Source organism: Synoicihabitans lomoniglobus (assembly GCF_029023725.1).
Classification (GTDB): Bacteria; Verrucomicrobiota; Verrucomicrobiia; order Opitutales; family Opitutaceae; genus Actomonas; species Actomonas lomonigloba.
This window is the reverse complement of the sequence record NZ_CP119075.1, coordinates 2,613,724-2,629,479: the sequence shown is the minus strand read 5'-3', so window position 1 is coordinate 2,629,479 and position 15,756 is coordinate 2,613,724. Positions and strand designations below refer to the sequence as shown.

General features: G+C 62.4%; 11 protein-coding genes and 1 tRNA gene. 3 read left to right on the top strand and 9 right to left on the bottom strand.

Annotated features, from left to right (window positions below; genetic code table 11):
* Positions 1-35: 35 nt before the first annotated feature.
* Positions 36-1,079, bottom strand: coding sequence for a mechanosensitive ion channel family protein (locus PXH66_RS10325; RefSeq protein ID WP_330932352.1), 1,044 nt, complete (start codon positions 1,077-1,079; stop codon positions 36-38).
* 204 nt (positions 1,080-1,283) lie between these two features.
* Here PXH66_RS10325 and PXH66_RS10320 point away from each other — a divergent pair.
* Together PXH66_RS10320 and PXH66_RS10315 are read left to right on the top strand one after the other, a co-directional pair.
* Positions 1,284-1,355, top strand: a tRNA-Glu gene (locus PXH66_RS10320).
* 1,038 nt (positions 1,356-2,393) lie between these two features.
* Positions 2,394-3,113: a hypothetical protein gene (locus PXH66_RS10315; RefSeq protein ID WP_330932351.1), complete on the top strand. Its 720-nt coding sequence runs from the start codon at positions 2,394-2,396 to the stop codon at positions 3,111-3,113.
* Between the two features lie 241 nt (positions 3,114-3,354).
* Here PXH66_RS10315 and PXH66_RS10310 read toward each other — a convergent pair whose 3' ends face one another.
* The 4 genes from PXH66_RS10310 to PXH66_RS10295 all read right to left on the bottom strand — a co-directional run bounded on the left by PXH66_RS10310 (position 3,355) and on the right by PXH66_RS10295 (position 7,833).
* Complete coding sequence (locus PXH66_RS10310) at positions 3,355-4,287, bottom strand: transposase (protein WP_330932350.1); 933 nt, start codon at positions 4,285-4,287, stop codon at positions 3,355-3,357.
* Positions 4,288-4,558: 271 nt separating this feature from the next.
* Complete coding sequence (locus tag PXH66_RS10305) at positions 4,559-5,446, bottom strand: transposase (protein WP_330932377.1); 888 nt, start codon at positions 5,444-5,446, stop codon at positions 4,559-4,561.
* Positions 5,447-5,810: 364 nt separating this feature from the next.
* Positions 5,811-6,479 carry a transposase gene (locus PXH66_RS10300; RefSeq protein WP_330932376.1) on the bottom strand — a complete coding sequence of 223 codons (669 nt, stop codon included), beginning with the start codon at positions 6,477-6,479 and terminating at the stop codon, positions 5,811-5,813.
* 364 nt (positions 6,480-6,843) lie between these two features.
* Positions 6,844-7,833, bottom strand: a complete 990-nt coding sequence (locus PXH66_RS10295) for an RES family NAD+ phosphorylase (protein ID WP_330932349.1) — start codon at positions 7,831-7,833, stop codon at positions 6,844-6,846.
* Positions 7,834-8,192: 359 nt separating this feature from the next.
* Between PXH66_RS10295 and PXH66_RS10290 the strand changes: the two genes are divergently transcribed.
* Positions 8,193-8,330: a hypothetical protein gene (locus tag PXH66_RS10290; protein ID WP_330931505.1), complete on the top strand. Its 138-nt coding sequence runs from the start codon at positions 8,193-8,195 to the stop codon at positions 8,328-8,330.
* A gap of 31 nt (positions 8,331-8,361) precedes the next feature.
* Here PXH66_RS10290 and PXH66_RS10285 read toward each other — a convergent pair whose 3' ends face one another.
* From PXH66_RS10285 to PXH66_RS10270, 4 genes are all read right to left on the bottom strand, one after another.
* Complete coding sequence (locus tag PXH66_RS10285; RefSeq protein WP_330931504.1) at positions 8,362-9,078, bottom strand: potassium channel family protein; 717 nt, start codon at positions 9,076-9,078, stop codon at positions 8,362-8,364.
* 160 nt (positions 9,079-9,238) lie between these two features.
* Positions 9,239-12,334: an efflux RND transporter permease subunit gene (locus PXH66_RS10280; protein WP_330931503.1), complete on the bottom strand. Its 3,096-nt coding sequence runs from the start codon at positions 12,332-12,334 to the stop codon at positions 9,239-9,241.
* Between the two features lie 20 nt (positions 12,335-12,354).
* Positions 12,355-13,428: an efflux RND transporter periplasmic adaptor subunit gene (locus tag PXH66_RS10275; protein ID WP_330931502.1), complete on the bottom strand. Its 1,074-nt coding sequence runs from the start codon at positions 13,426-13,428 to the stop codon at positions 12,355-12,357.
* An 18-nt stretch (positions 13,429-13,446) separates the two neighbouring features.
* Entirely contained in the window at positions 13,447-15,747 is a 2,301-nt protein-coding gene (locus tag PXH66_RS10270) for a TolC family protein (RefSeq protein ID WP_330931501.1), read from the bottom strand.
* Positions 15,748-15,756: the final 9 nt, after the last annotated feature.

Sequence of the window (15,756 nt, the reverse complement as noted above, 5' to 3'; positions counted from 1 at the left end):
GAATTCTAATTCCGTCCCACGCCTGACGACGACCGTTAGGTGTCTGCGTCCAGGTTCTTGGTATCGTGCACGATGGATTCGCGCTCGGCCTTGAGCGCATTGATCTTGGTCGTGAATTCGTGGCGACGTGTGGCGTCGGCGCCGGACAGTTGTGATTCGAGCGCTTTGATTTGTTCTTCGATGGCGATCCGGCGCAGTTCGAGCGCTTCGGCTTGATCGGCTTTGTCGAACGCGAGGGTTTCAGCGGTGCTTTCGGGGGAGGCGATCGGCTGGGTGGCAGTTTGGTCGGAAGCTTGAGGCATGATTTGGCCGGCATCGGGCAGGCGGCGCTGATTCATGATCGTGGGCGAAGCGATTTCGATTCCGGCCCGGTGGAGTTGATCCAGGACGTGACGGTTGAGGTTGGAGCGAGACGTCAGCAGACTCTTTACTTCGGTCAACAAACCGGCGACGCGGTAGGACACGGCGTAGTTGCCGAGTTCCGTGATATGCACAAACGGATCCTCGAGTCCCGTCGCGGTGGCCGCTGCTTTCAGGTGCTCCTCGACCGTGGCATGATGGACATCGTATCCCAGCGACACGACCGTCGTCACGATGGTGCCCGACGCGCGGATCGTCGTGACCGGGTGGCTGATGAGGTAGGTGTGGGGAAAGGCGATCAGGTCGCGAAACTCCGTCTGCACTTCGGTGTCGAGAAGACCCCGCTCGGAAACGCGTCCGAAATACTCATCGATTTTGATGAAATCCCCCGTGCGAAAAGGTTTCGTGACGCGGAGCATGATACCGGCCGTGAGGTTGGCGACGAGAGTCGTCGAGGAGAATGCGAACAACCCTGATACGAGCAAACCCACGAGACCCAGCACTTGGTTGCGGCTGCTGTCGCTGACCGGCAATGACAGCACCAACAAGGCGACCGAGGCGAGCGTGAGCCCCAGCATGATAAGCTGACGAGGGAGCGCGCGTTCGCCGCCCAGATTTTGCTCACGCCCCAACAGAAGCCAATGCGCCAAGCGCAGGGCGATTCCGCAAACTGCCGCCGTAATCGCCATTGGAATCAAGCTGCTCAAGGCCTCGGTCATGGACTCGAATGAAGAAAACATTGCCGCAGGATGTTCGAGCGGGAGGCAGGGGGCGAAGAGAAAACCACCGGGTCGCCAGCGGAATGCGGGGGAGCCGATGATGATCCGCAACGAAGCCGGCTGGGGGCTCGGTTCGGCGGGAATCGCGCATTTTGGCTTGCCAGAGGCAGAATGGAGACCGATTTTCCGCCCTCTTCTACAGCCGCCCCTATCGTCTAGCGGTTAGGACAGGTCCCTCTCACGGACCAGACCGGGGTTCGATTCCCCGTGGGGGTAGGAGGGTCTTGGGAATTCAAAATCAAAGATCACGAATTCTGTCGATCGACCGAATGCACAACGCGCGAAGGGGAAGCGAACCCCGGTCTGATCCTCCGAAGCTTCAGCGAAGGAGGAAGGGGTTTGACGGAGATCCGCTCCGCGGATCGGAGATGGGGCGACGACGCAGCGCGGCGTCGAAGGCGCAGCCTCCAGGCCGTAGGCCGCAGCCATTCCCCGTGTCTGTCCGCCATAGCCTCGGCGGAGGCGGAGGGGTGGAAGGAATTTCCGAATTTGGAATCTCAAGTCTCGAAGGCAGCAATCGGTAGAAAACGGACCCGCGAGGGGAAGCGAACCCCGGTCTGATCCTCCGAAGCTTCAGCGAAGGAGGAAGGGGTTTGACGGAGATCCGCTCCGCGGATCGGAGATGGGGCGACGACGCAGCGCGGCGTCGAAGGGGCAGCCTCCAGGCCGTAGGCCGCAGCCATTCCCCGTGTCTGATCCGCCATAGCCTCGGCGGAGGCGGAGGGGTAGGAGGGATTTTTGAATTGGGGTTCTCGATTCTCGATTGCGAACGGGCGAAGCCGTCAAACGGAGTCCGCGTTGGGTCGGCGACGGATGCAGAATTCAACGCCAAGGAGCGGAGGCGCGAAGGTCGCGAAGACTCCTCTCAGGACACCTTACACTCTGCGACCTCTGCGCCTTGGCGACTTTGCGTTAAAAAACACGCTGAAAGTTCGGCGGAGGGACGACTTCCACGTCGTCCGCTGTTGCCGCCAAGCGCGCGGCGGTGAGGCACCGTGGACCGGGTGGAACCGGTCCCTCCGGGGTGAGTCCGCAGATACTCTCAAACGAGCGACTCCAGCACACGGGGCAGCTCACCTTGTCCTGTTATGTCCTCCACACGGAATTCCGTTTTCTGCGCGAGTTTACGCGCCAATGCCAGCGAAGTGGCTGAAATTAGGTATTCGTAAGATATTATAAATAAACAGCATATGGTTGCCGTGATCTCGTTGGCACGGGGTGTGTTAAAGGGAGAAGCAACCCTTCATTAACAACATGAAATCACACCTCCTATTCTTATCTCTCGTTATACTGCCGTTCGCTTCGGTTTCTCACGCTGACGTGTTGAAACTGACCAACGGCTCCGTGCTCGAAGGCACTTACATCGGCGGCACCGCCGACGCGGTTCGTTTCCAAGTGGACTCGACCGTCCAAACCATCCCGCGCAGTGACGTTGCAGCGTTGTCGCTCCAACCCACCTCCGCTTCGACCCAATCGATCGATGTCGCGCGTGTTTCACCCGCAACGGTGGTCGTGCCGGCGAATACAGCTCTGTTTGTGAAGCTTTTGGAGCCCCTGGATTCGCAACGCAATCAGCCTGGCGACCGTTTCGCGGTCGAGCTCATGACCGATGTAAAAGTCGATGGCACAGTCGCCGTTCCTGCCGGTAGCCGCTTGACGGGACAACTCAAGAAAGCCGAACGGGCAGGGCGTCTACGCGGCCGGGCCGAGCTGGCATTCTCGTTGGTCGAAATGGAATACGGAGGAAAGCATATTGCGGTGCGAACTTCGCCACAGGCCGAAACCGGCGACCGAGCCGGCACGTTGAAAGAAGTGGCGATCGGGGCCGCGAGTCACCAGATGGCCAGCGGCGCGGCAGGAACCGGTGCCGGCCTGGGACTCATCCGTTCGGCCGCCACCAAAGGTGACGCCGTGGCGTATCCGGCGGGCACGTTCTTCGAGTTCCGCTTGCTCGCACCGGTTCAGCTCAACTGAAGAACGACTCTCCCATTCCCAAACAACTCGCGAACGCCGCATTCCTTTTGGAGTGCGGCGTTTTTTTGGCAACGCCAAGGCTTGGCTTAATCTGGTTCCCCGCACACAAAAAAGGGTCAGGCACACACACAAAAAAGGGTCAGACTTTGCACATTGCACAACGCTTGCGCAGCCTGGCAGTTTCTCCGCCGGCTTCATCGGAGGCGTTGACCAGTCGACTGACCCGTGCCACAAAAAAGGGTCAGACTTTGCACATTGCACAACGCTTGCGCAGCCCGGCAGTTTCTCCGCCGGCCTCATCGGAGGCGTTGACTAGTCGACTGACCCGGAACGGGCTGCCCATATTGAGATGTCGGGAAAGCCAAGGGTTCGATACGGTGGTCCGTCGTTTCATCTCGGCCGCGATCGCCACCTTCCAAGCCGTTCCCTTCGGATCGGCGGCAATATCAGTCGCCGTCTTTTTTAAACACTTTAATAATGCCGCCAGCGTGTCTGCGTGCTGCTCCTCTCGCCATTCGTCCAAATCCTTGTCTCCGCGCCGCACGGCTTCCTGCAGCTCACCATGATCTTCGTTGAGCGTTTTTTTGAACGCCTTGGTTCCGATCGCCCATCCGCGGGACATCTCGTCAAACTTGAGTCGCTTGCGCTCGGGTTCCTCCTCATCGAGCCATTCAAGATATTGCAGATACTTACGTCGACCGACCGGCGTGTCACGCAGTCCGCCGGCGTGGTCCAGGGAGGCTTGTGGTGAATACCAGGCCCGGCGTTCACGAGGGTGCAGCAATTCGCGCAAACTCGTGTCGCGCCAGGTTCGCAGCTCTTTGACCTGAATGACATGGGCCCGCACCGGATTGAGATGGATGTAGTGGCACAACGGCCCCAGCGCTTCTTCAGATTGCACCACAAAACTCTTGTAGCGGCCCTGAAATAGATGGCCGTTCTCCTTGCGCAACCGGTTGAACTTCGTGGCGAACGTGGCCTGCAGCCACCGCATGCCGTCAACGAGATTGGCCCGCGGCGTTTCGATCGCCAAGTGGTAGTGGTTGGACATCAGGCACCAAGCGTGAACGATCCAGCCCGATTTCGTGGCAGCGTCGTCCAGGCACTTCAGGAACGATTGTCTTGCCCCTTCGGTGGCGAAAATGGCGGAACGGTAGTTCCCCCGATTGATCACGTGGTAACACGCACCCTCGTATTCGAGTCTCAACTTCCTTGCCACCTACCCATCCAGACCGAGAGGGCAAGGGTAAGCGAGTGCAATGTGCAAAGTCTGACCACGTTTTCCGCCCCATTTTCCGCCCCGAAAGGGAGGCGAGTGCAATTTGCAAAGTCTGACCCCATTTTCCGCCCCAGGAACGATTGTCTTGCGCCTTCGGTGGCGAAAATAGCGGAACGGTAGTTCCCCCGATTGATCACGTGGTAACACGCGCCCTCGTATTCGAGTCTCAACTTCCTTGCCACCTACCCATCCAGACCGAAGGGCGAAGGGGAGGCGAGTTCAATGTGCAAAGTCTGACCCCGTTTTCGCCTCGTTTTCCGCCTCGTCGTTTCATCTCGGTCGCGATCGCCACCTTCCAAGCCGTTCCCTTCGGATCGGCGGCAATATCAGTCGCCGTCTTCTTTAAACACTTTAACAATGCCGCCAGCGTGTCGGCGTGCTGTTCTTCCCGCCATTCCTCCAAATCCTTGTCTCCGCGCCGCACGGCTTCCTGCAGCTCACCATGATCTTCGTTGAGCGCTTTCTTGAAATCCTTGGTTCCGATCGCCCATCCGTGGGACATCTCGTCAAACTTGAGTCGCTTGCGCTCGGGCTCCTCCTCATCGAGCCATTCAAGATATTGCAGATACTTACGTCGACCGACCGGAGTGTCACGCAGTCCGCCGGCATGGTCCAGGGAGGCTTGCGGTGAATACCAGGCCCGGCGTTCACGAGGGTGCAGCAATTCGCGCAAACTCGTGTCGCGCCAGGTTCGCAGCTCTTTGACCTGAATGACATGGGTCCGCACCGGATTGAGATGGATGTAGTGGCACAACGGCCCCAGGGCTTCTTCAGATTGCACCACAAAACTCTTGTAGCGGCCCTGGAACAGATGGCCGTTCTCCTTGCGCAACCGGTTGAACTTCGTGGCAAACGTGGCCTGCAGCCACCGCATGCCGTCAACGAGATTGGCCCGCGGCGTCTCGATCGCCAAGTGGTAGTGGTTGGACATCAGGCACCAAGCGTGAACGATCCAGCCCGATTTCGTGGCAGCGTCATCCAGGCACTTCAGGAACGATTGTCTTGCGCCTTCGGTGGCGAAAATGGCGGAACGGTAGTTCCCCCGATTGATCACGTGGTAACACGCGCCCTCGTATTCGAGTCTCAACTTCCTTGCCACCTACTCATCCAGCCCGAAGGGCGAAGGGGAGGCGAGTGCAATGTGCAAAGTCTGACCCCGTTTTCCGCACCCCCGTTTTCCGCACCCCACCGAGTAACGTTTATGGTAGTCGATTCCAGTGTAGTTCATGGCGGGTAGGATCTGTCCGATTTTTGCCACGGACTCGACCTTCTCCGCTCATGTTACCTGACCCCGTTTTCCGCCCCTGACCCCATTTTCCACCCCATTCAGACCGAGAGGGAAAGCAAAAGCGAGTGCAATGTGCAAAGTCTGACCCCATTTCCGCCCCCCCCGTTTTCCGCACCCCACCGAGTAACGTTTATGGTAGTCGATTCCAGTGTAGTTCATGGCGGGTAGGATCTGTCCGATTTTTGCCACGGACTCGACCTTCTCCGCTCATGTTACCTGACCCCGTTTTCCGCCCCTGACCCCATTTTCCACCCCATTCAGACCGAGAGGGAAAGCAAAAGCGAGTGCAATGTGCAAAGTCTGACCCCATTTCCGCCCCTCGACCGACCGGCGTGTCACGCAGTCCGCCGGCATGGTCCAGGGAGGCTTGTGGTGAATACCAGGCCCGGCGTTCAGGAGGGTGCAGCAATTCGCGCAAACTCGTGTCGCGCCAGGTTCGCAGCTCTTTGACCTGAATGACATGGGCCCGCACCGGATTGAGATGGATGTAGTGGCACAACGGCCCCAGCGCTTCTTCAGATTGCACCACAAAACTCTTGTAGCGGCCCTGAAATAGATGGCCGTTCTCCTTGCGTAACCGATTGAACTTCGTGGCGAAGGTGGCCTGCAGCCACCGCATGCCGTCGACAAGATTGGCCCGCGGCGTCTCGATCGCCAAGTGGTAGTGGTTGGACATCAGGCACCAAGCGTGAACGATCCAGCCCGATTTCGTGGCAGCGTCGTCCAGGCACTTCAGGAACGATTGTCTTGCGCCGTCGGTGGCGAAAATAGCGGAACGGTAGTTCCCCCGATTGATCACGTGGTAACACGCGCCCTCGTATTCGAGTCTCAACTTCCTTGCCACCTACTCATCCAGACCGAAGTGCGAAGGGGAGGCGAGTGCAATGTGCAAAGTCTGACCCCATTTTTCGCCCCCACGTGGTAACACGCGCCCTCGTATTCGAGTCTCAACTTCCTTGCCACCTACCCATCCAGACCGAAGGGCGAAGGGGAGGCGAGTGCAATGTGCAAAGTCTGACCCCATTTGCCGCCCGACCCCATTTGCCGCCCCATTTGCCGCCCCGGACACCGTTGCCGCCCCCTTCACGATCCTGGCCTTTGACCGTGTGTTGCCTTGCGCGAATCCAATACTTCCGCGGTCATGCTGAATTCATTCGTCAGCTTTACGCGCGAGATTGTTGGGGGAGAGGACCGTTGGTCTGACCGAAATCGGCGGGATCTATTTGGCTGGTCTCCGCATTCCGCTCCTGAATCCCGAGCAATGAGTTCCTCATCCATTCCGGGTCGTGGGGCGTGCTGATAACTCGGACTTCCGCCACCTTGAACGATTCAAGGCCATCCGTCTCCAATTCCGTGCAATCGAAGAAAACATAGTTGCGTCCATCCGGTCGCATGGCGCTGCGGTATTTGATACCCGAATATCCCTGCTCCGCGATAAACTCCGCGACGATCTGCGTTGGCGCATAGTCGCGTTCCGGGGTGAACGGCGGAATGGGCCGGGAGAACTCCTCGTTAAGTTGTGCAAAAAATGCGGCCGTGCGCATTTCCTGAGCAAATCCGTCGCTGAACGGATCAAGGGCCGCCATGCTGGGCGGCTGCGAGAGATCGAACACCTGCAACGCTTGGCGTGGCCGAAATCGTCCCACCGAAACGACGGCGCTAATATGAGGGCGAATTTCGGCAATTGCTGTGTCCGCAGAATCCGCGACGTAGAGCACTCGGATGCCCGCCGCGTTCGCGCGCCCTGCCTTGCAGGCGTCCGGCGGCGGAGCCTCAACTTCGATAAACTGCAACCGGCGGTGTTCCATTGCGGCATCGTGAAGACGCGCGCGATAGAACGTGAAATCCGGGGTCACCTCCTCAATGAAATGCGCATTGTTGGTGTTCAGTTCGGACGAAAGATCAAAGTCATCCTCCGCTGTCGGTGATATGAAATAACGCCGCTGGTGTTTAGCCCGATCGCGGAAGGCGTCCCAGCGGCGATGAAAGCCCAAGGAGGGCATCGGTTCCAAAGCCGACGTCCAGTGCCATGACGATTTTCCAGCCGGAAAGCCCAGGATGGCATCGAGCAAATGATTCCTGCGGTCCTGCGGGAGGGACTCGCTGAAAACCCGCACTCCATCCTTGTGCATGACGGCGGCGAGATTGTGCACATCGGACGGACCGTTGATTTTCAGGGCCTCCATCACGATAGCCGGGTGGTAGGCATACATGAAGCGATTGAATTGCTTGCGAAGGCTTTCCGCGGTTACACACGGTTGCTGACTGGCTCCACAAGTGTCGCACGCACGGCGCAGTCCGCGCTCGCTGATTTCCCGGCGTAGCAACTCAGAGGAAAAGCAATTGGGACAACATAGCATCTCATTATGTTGGACCCCCGAAAGACGAAGGTCAGCGGGAAAAAGAACCTCTTATGTGTTCGTGGTTACGTCCCGTTTACAACCATTCGTGGTTCAGTGCATGGCCATCCTCGAACAGCACGGCGGACAGCGAATACGCGGCATCGAATCCAATGTCCAAGCCTGCGGCCGGAACCATCGGAGTCGAAACGGGTCAGGCCTTGTGGTATGTGGTCTCCGGCTCCAACTCCCGCAAGCGGTGGGCTTTGTCGGAAACGGCGACCAAATTTTGCGAGATCTTGGAGGAGTGATTTTCCCCAAGGTCCGCTGTGACCCGTTTGCTCACCCTTTGGTGCAGTGGGATTCGTGGTGGCGGTCGTAGAGGCTGACTACTCTGGCGATGAAGACGGATAGGAACAGGACTCCGGCTACGGCTTGGGCGTAGGCGGCCGTGCGGACGAGGTCGTTGCCGGGGATGATGTCGCCGTAGCCCATCGTCGACATGGTCAGGTAGCTGAAATAGATCGCCTGCGTCGGCGTGATCGTTTCGAGAATCGGATCGCCGGGCAGGGCCAGAAAAAACGCACCGGGACTGACGTGCTGCAGCCAGAGATAAAGCGTCGCCCAGGTGATGCCGATCAACAGGAACACGCAGATCGCCCCGCAGAGTTTGTCCCGGGTGAACACGTCCGCGGCGACGAAGGCGCGCAGAATGGCCAGCGTGATGTAAAACCAGAACGCGACAAACAGTGGCATGGCCAGCCACGTGAAGATGAACCCGCGACGTGACAGCTCTCCGCCGACGAATGCCGCCAAGAGTTGCAGCACCAGCACCGGTAGTCCGAGGGCGATCGCGGTGAGCAGTTTTCGCCGGTCGCCGCTGACCGCGTGGATCGCGAACCACATGGTGGCATACACGCCGCACATGAGCAGCGGCACGCCTTTGGGGAACTGATCGGCGATGGGTAGCAGCACCAGCATCGCGCAGATCGACAGTAGCAGGTAAAAGAACCGACCAAGGTGCCGCGGATCGGTGGGAGGGTTGACGACGGTGGTCATGACAGAGCGAAGTGGCTTTTAAAAAGAGGGAGGCCCACGAAACACACGAAAGAACACGAAAGCAGTGGCTCGGGATTTCGCTCCTAAACAGAAACAAGAATCCGATTTAGGGTTCGGAGGTTTTCGTGTCTTTTCGTGTGTTTCGTGGGCAGTGAATTAATCAGTCGGCGGCATTCGTCAGGATGGCTGGATTCCAGCGGTAGGGACGGAAGGACACGCGGAAGAACAGGGCGTAGAGCACCGGGCAGAGCACGAGCGTGAGCACGGTCGCGAAGAGGAGACCGAAGATGATGACGATCGCCATCGGCCGCCACATCTCGCCGCCGAACAGCCACAGCGGTAGCAGTCCGATGACGGTGGTAGCGGCGGTCGTTAAAATGGGGCGCAGGCGGGAGAGTCCGCCGACCACGATCGCGTTGGCGTCATCGATGCCGCGCTCTCGCAGGGTCTCGGTTGTATCGATCATCATGATCGCGTTGTTCACGATGATGCCCATGAGGCTGAGCGCGCCCAACATGGCCATGAACCCAAACGACGCCCCGGTGAGAAGCAGCCCGGCGGTGATGCCAAACAGGGCGGGCACGATGGTGATGAGAATGATGATCGGCCGCACCACCGAGTTGAACATCGCGACGAGGGTCAGGAACAGCAGCGCCATCGCCAGGGGGAACCCGGCCGCGATGGAGGCTTGGGCGGCCGCGCTCTTTTCGGACTCGCCGCCCACTTCGATGGTGTAGCCGGCGAAACGCGATTCATCCGCCAGTTGCGCGATGCCGGGAGCCATGGTCGCGAGCACTTCGTTGCTGAAGGTCCCCGGCGCGAGGTAGGCTTGGATGGTCATCGTGCGTTTGCCGTCCCGTCGGCGAATGTTGGACGGCACGAAGTCCAGCTCGGTGCGGGCGACCTGGGCGAGCGGCACGTTCCGCGGTGTGACCATCGAGTAGAGGCGGAGGCTTTCGATGCGGTCGAGGTTTTCGCGGGCACGGTCGGAGGCACGCAACACGATGGGGATCTGCTGGTCGCCTTCGCGAAAGTCGCTCACGCGCAGTCCGCTGAACTGCAACTGCAGGGATAGCGCCACGTCCTCGCTCGTGAGGTCGGCGAGCTTCAAGGCGTTTTGGTTGATGTCGATCGCGAGCTGCTTGCGCCACTCGCCCCAGTCGTCGGTCGGTGCCAGCGTGCCGGGCACCGATTCGATCAGCGTCGCCACTTCATCGCGCAGGGCGTAGAGGGTGGTGATGTCGTCGCCCGAGACGCGGATCTGGATGGGCGCGCCCACGGGCGGTCCTTGTTCGAGCCGTTTCACGGTGAAGCGCGCCTGGGGCAGCTCGGCGTCCGCGTGGCGTTGGGCGTGCGCGGCGAGTTTCGGCACGAGTCCGACGCCGGCGGGCCCGCCGGCGACCTCGACCAGCATGAACGCGTAGGATGGATTCGATTGTTCGACGTGTTGGGAGAGGTTCCAGCGCGGACCGCCGTTGCCGGCGAAGGTCGTGACTTGGGCCACGCCGTCCTGGGCGAGTAACCAGTCCTCGAATACGCCGGCGGCCGCGGCGGTGGTGCGCACGTCGGAGCCGTAGGGCGTCCAGACGTCGACGAGGATTACTTCGCGCTCGTTGGGCGGGAAGAAGAGTTTTTTAACGCTGCCGAAACCGATCGCTCCGGCGACGGTGAGCGCCACGCACAGGCCGAGGAAGACCCACCGGCGGCGCACGCCAAACAGCAGCAGTGCGCGGTAGGTGCGGTAGACCGGACCGTCGTAGGTCTGCTTTTTTGGCGACACCTTGAGGAAGCGGAAGCAGAGGAGCGGCACGATGGTGAGCGAGATCAGCCACGAGCAAAGCAGCGTGATGGTGATGACTTGGAACAGCGCGAGGCAGAACTCACCGACATTGGACTGGGAGGTGGCGATGGGCAGGAAGGCCCAGATCGTGGTGGCGGATGCGGCGAGCAACGGCTTCCACAATTCACGCACGGCCCCGTTCATGGCGGCGCGCCGATCTTCGCCCCGGGCCAGGCGAACGAGCATGCTTTCGCTCACGACGACGCCGTTGTCGACCATGATGCCCAGCGCGATGATGAGCGAGGCGATGGAGATCTGGTGCAACGCGATGCCGAAGCTCGGCATGAGGGCAAAGCACATCAGGATGGCCAGCGGGATGAGCGCCGAGGCGATGAGGCCGGTGCGCAGTCCGGTCGTGATGAGCATCACGATGAACACGAAACCGAACGCCTCGATCAGGTTGATCATGAAGTCGGAAATCTTGCGGCCGACGAAGCGCGGTTCCCACGTGACCGTGTCCAGTTGGTAGCCCAGCGAGAGGTCGGCCTCCAGCTCGGCCAGCCGCGTCTCGAGGCGCGCGCCGACCCGCATCACGTCGTGGCCCGGGGCCATGTTGATGGCGAGGATGATGGCGTCGTGCTGATTGAAACGAGCGAGCGCGCGCGGCGGGTCGACGGCGCCGCGGGAGACGCGGGCGATGTCGCGCAACGCGATGGCCTCCGTCGAACCGGGTCGGCGAAAGGTCACGTTGGCGATGTCGTCAAGGGTCTGAAACTCGCCGCTGGAACGGATGAGCACGCGCTCGTCGCCAACGCGGGCCTCGCCGCTGGGAGCGACGGTGTTTTCGCGGTCAAACGCCTGCGCGATTTGAAAGGGGCTGAGGTTGCGCTCGGCAAAGAGGTTGTCGGAAAAATCGATGAAGATCCGCTCGTCCTGCACCCCGTAGAGTTCGACCTTGGCGACGCCCTCGACCTTGAGCAGTTCGTCGCGCAACGCCTGCGCGGTCTCGTTGCGTTCGCGGAAGGAGAAGTCGTCCCCGGTCAGCGCCACGACCATGCCGAACACGTCGCCGACCTCGTCGTTGACGGCGGGCGGCCAGGCTCCGTCGGGCAGATGGGGGGCGGCCGCCTCGACTTTGTCGCGCAGCTTGTTCCAGGTCGCGCCCACGGCGTCGGCGGGCGTGGCTTCGAGCAGTTCGACGGCGATGATCGACACGCCGGCCATCGACTGCGTCTTGACGAGGTTCAGGTGCGGCAGCTCGCGGAGTTTTTCCTCCAACGGGTTGGTGACGAGTGCTTCGACCTTGGCCGAGGTTGCGCCCGGATACTGGGTGATGACGAGGGCGGTGCGAATGACGAAGTCCGGGTTCTCGGCCTTGGGCAGGTTCTGGAACGAGAGCACGCCGCCGAGAATCAACAGGGCGGCCGCGACTCCGGTCGTGGCTCGGTTGCGTAGACACCAATCGGCGATGGTCATGACGGGGAGGGAACAGAGGTTCAGGGGTGGGCGGCGGTGCGCGGGAGGACCGGCATGCCGTCGGCGAGTTGGTTGGCGCCCTTGACGGCGATGGTTTCGCCCGGCTTGAGGCCGAGCAGAATTTGCACCCCCGCTGCAGCAAAGACGCCGGGCACGACGGCGCGGCGCTCGGCCCGATCATCGGCGTCGATGACGAAGACGAAGCGATCGTCCAGCCGCCCGGCGAGAGCCGTGACGGGGATGATGACCGGTGCGGTGCCGGCGGGGATGGGAAAGGTGAGGACCGCTTCGCCGATCATGCCGGGGACGACGCCGTCGGCCGGACCGGTCAACGTGAGCTTGGTCGGGTAGGTGGAGGTGGCGTCGGCGATGACGCCCTTTTCGGCGACGGTGGCGGCGAAAACTCGGCCGGGCAGCGCGTCGAAGGTCACGCGGGCGGGCAGGCCGAGCGTCACGCGGTTGACCCAGCTCTCCGGCAGACCGATGGAGAGTTGCAGGCCGGGGCCGGAGAAGAACTCGACGACCACCTGGCCCGCTTGCACGAGTTGGTTTTCGCGGGCCGGCACGCTGGCTACGACGCCGGCGCGCGGCGCGCGCAGGGTGCAATAGGCGACCCGCTGGCGGGCGAGGTCTAGTTGGCGTTGGGCGGCGTCGAGCTGGCCGCGAGTCGAGCGGGTCATGGCCTCGGCACGTTCCAAGTCGGCGGCGGCGGCATTGCCGTTTTCCCACAGGTTCCGGATGCGGTCGAACTCGGCGACGGCGTTGGCGGCCTGCGCCGATGCTTGGGCCACGGCGGCTTCAGCCTGGGCGGATTGCAGGCTGTAGTCGGTGGCATCGAGTTGGGCGATGAGGTCCCCGGCGGCGAGGCGCTGGCCGGCGCGCACGGGCAGGGCGACCACCTCACCGGCAACCCGAAACGCGAGGCGGGTGTCGAGGTCGCTCTCGGCGACGCCGGAGAAGACGCGGCGCTCGCCGAGGGTCGGGACGGCCACGGTGGCGACCTCGACCGGGCGCACGATACGTTCCGCGGGTGGCGGTGGAGCACAGCCGGCGAGCAGGGCCAGCGCGGGCAGGAGGGCGTGTAGTGATTTCATAACGACGGGTGGCGAGGTTTAGTCAGAGGGAAAGGTGACCGCGCGCAGACGGTCGGCCCAAGTGGCGTTGGCGGCGGGTGATTCGAGAAACTCGAAGCGGCCGATGGCGCGTTCGAGTTGGACGAGAGCACCGAGGAATTGGTGCTCGGCGAGGGTGGCGTTCTGGCGCTGGGTGAAGGCGGCGTGCTGCGCGTCGAGCAGGGCGAGCACAGAGTCGGTGCCCTGCGCGTAGTGGTCGCCGACGATGGCGAGGTTGCGCTCGGCGCGGTCGGCGGCGGTGGCGCTGAATTTGAGATTGGCGGAGCTGGCGGCGACGTCCTGCAGCGCGGCGCGAACGCGGAGCTCGATCCCTTGGGCGATGTCGTCGCGGGTGTAGCGGGCTGTGCGCAGGGCCGACTCGCGTTCGCGCAGCGTGGCGGTGCGGCGGCCGCCCGAGAAGAGCTCGAAGCTGACGGCGAGGCCGGCGGACCACTCGCCGTTGCCGGTGGCGTCGCCCGGCCGCGAGCCGAGTCGGGTTTCGTCGAAGATGTGGGCGTAGGACGCCTGAAAGCCCACCGTCGGTGTGTAGGGACGGCGGCGCGCCTCGCGGACTCCGAGATTGCCCGCGGCGATGGCGTGTTCGGTGGCTCGCAGTTCCGGGGAGGCGTCGAGGGCCTCGGCGACGAGGAAGGAGGCCAGCCGTTGCAGTTGATCGAGGTCACTCACGAGCGGACGGATACCGGTCACGGTCGTGGCGAACGCTTCGCTGGTGAGGTCGAGTTCGTGCGGTTGCCAGTCGGTCGCGGGCGCGGCGCCCAGGTGGCGGTTGAGGTCAAAGAGGGCCTGCCGTTCGCAGGCGTAGGCGTTGGCGAGGGCGCTTTGATCGGCGGCTTCGGCGGCCTCTAAACGCAGTCGATCCTGCGGGCCGCTGATCCCGGTTGATTCGCGGTTGGTGGCGAGGGCGAGGTGGGCGCGGGTGACGGTGAGATTGTCGCGGGCGATGCGGTGGAGCGAGCGGGCCTGCAAGTAGCGTAGGTAGGACGTGGCGGTGTCGCCAATCAGATCGAGTCGGGCGGCGGCTTCGAGGTCGGTGGCGGCGCCGGCTTGTTCGCGGGCGGCGCGGAGGCCGGTGAGCGCTTGGTCGGAGAACAGGGTTTGGGTAAACGTGAGCTCGCCGCTGGAGCGGTCGCGGGGCAGCACACCGAGAGTGACGCCCCGTTGCTCCGCATCACGCCGACTATGGATGGCGGTGGCATTGATCTGGGGGAGGAGGTTTGCCCGCGCTTGGTCCGCGCGAGCCTCGGCCTGGTGGGTTTGTTCACCGTTCACACGCCAGCTGAGGTTGGCGTCGAGGGCCAAATCGATGGCGGTGTGCAGATCGAGGATCGGTCCGCGGCCGACCGGTTGCAGGTCGCCGATGATGGTCGCGTTTTGAAAGAGCTCGATGGTGGGCGTGAGCCCGGCGGCGCGGAAGGCTTCGGCGTGGATGAACCAACGGTCGCGCTCCAGGGTGAAGGCCCGGCTGAGATCGGTGGCCGGGGTGCCGGTGGCGACGGCGCGCAGGTTGAACGCGATGCGGCGGGCAAGGGCGGTGCGGAGCTGGGCGGTTCGGCCCGCCATGGCACCGGCCCGAACCTCGCGTTCGCCGGCGAAGGCCAACGACGCGATGCGACGCTCGGCGAGGCCGGAGAAAAAGGCGGCGCGTTGCGCGTCGGACCAGTGAAAGGCCGGCAGGAGGTAGACCGCGTCGGCGTGGTGGGCCGCGATCGCGTGTAGCGTCTCTGTGGGTGTCACGGCGTAGGGAATTACCGTTTCGACGGGTAGATCCGCGGCCAGGCTTGAGGCGTAGGCGCTGGGGACGAGCGCGGCGATGCGACGACCCGGAGCGAGGCTGCGCAACGCTTCCACATCGGCGGCGAAGAGTAGGTCGGCGGGGATGAGCGCGACATTCGCGTCTGCGTTGGCGGCGTCGGCAGAAGTCGGCAGCGCGGCTACGACGGGAGGCCCGTCGGTCGAGTTGAGGGTAGCGTGGCCGATTGTCCACCAGCCGCCGGCCACGACGATGTCGACATCCGGATGAGCGCTCGCATGAGCCAGCGTCCCGGGGACGCGGTCGGGTTGCCCGACGGCGTTAAAGGCCGGGTCCTCGATCCAGTGGAAGGTGACGTCGGTCGGCGTGATGCCGGCGAGTTCGGTGCGGACCTGATCGAGCAGATTCTCGAGCAGGGGAGCGTCGCCGTCGCGGACCACCGCGATGCCGACCTCGTCCGCGGGGACGGCTCCGGCGAGCGCCAAGGCGGCGAGTCCGCCGAGGATGCGATGAAGCCGTGATGCTGTCATAACGAAGCG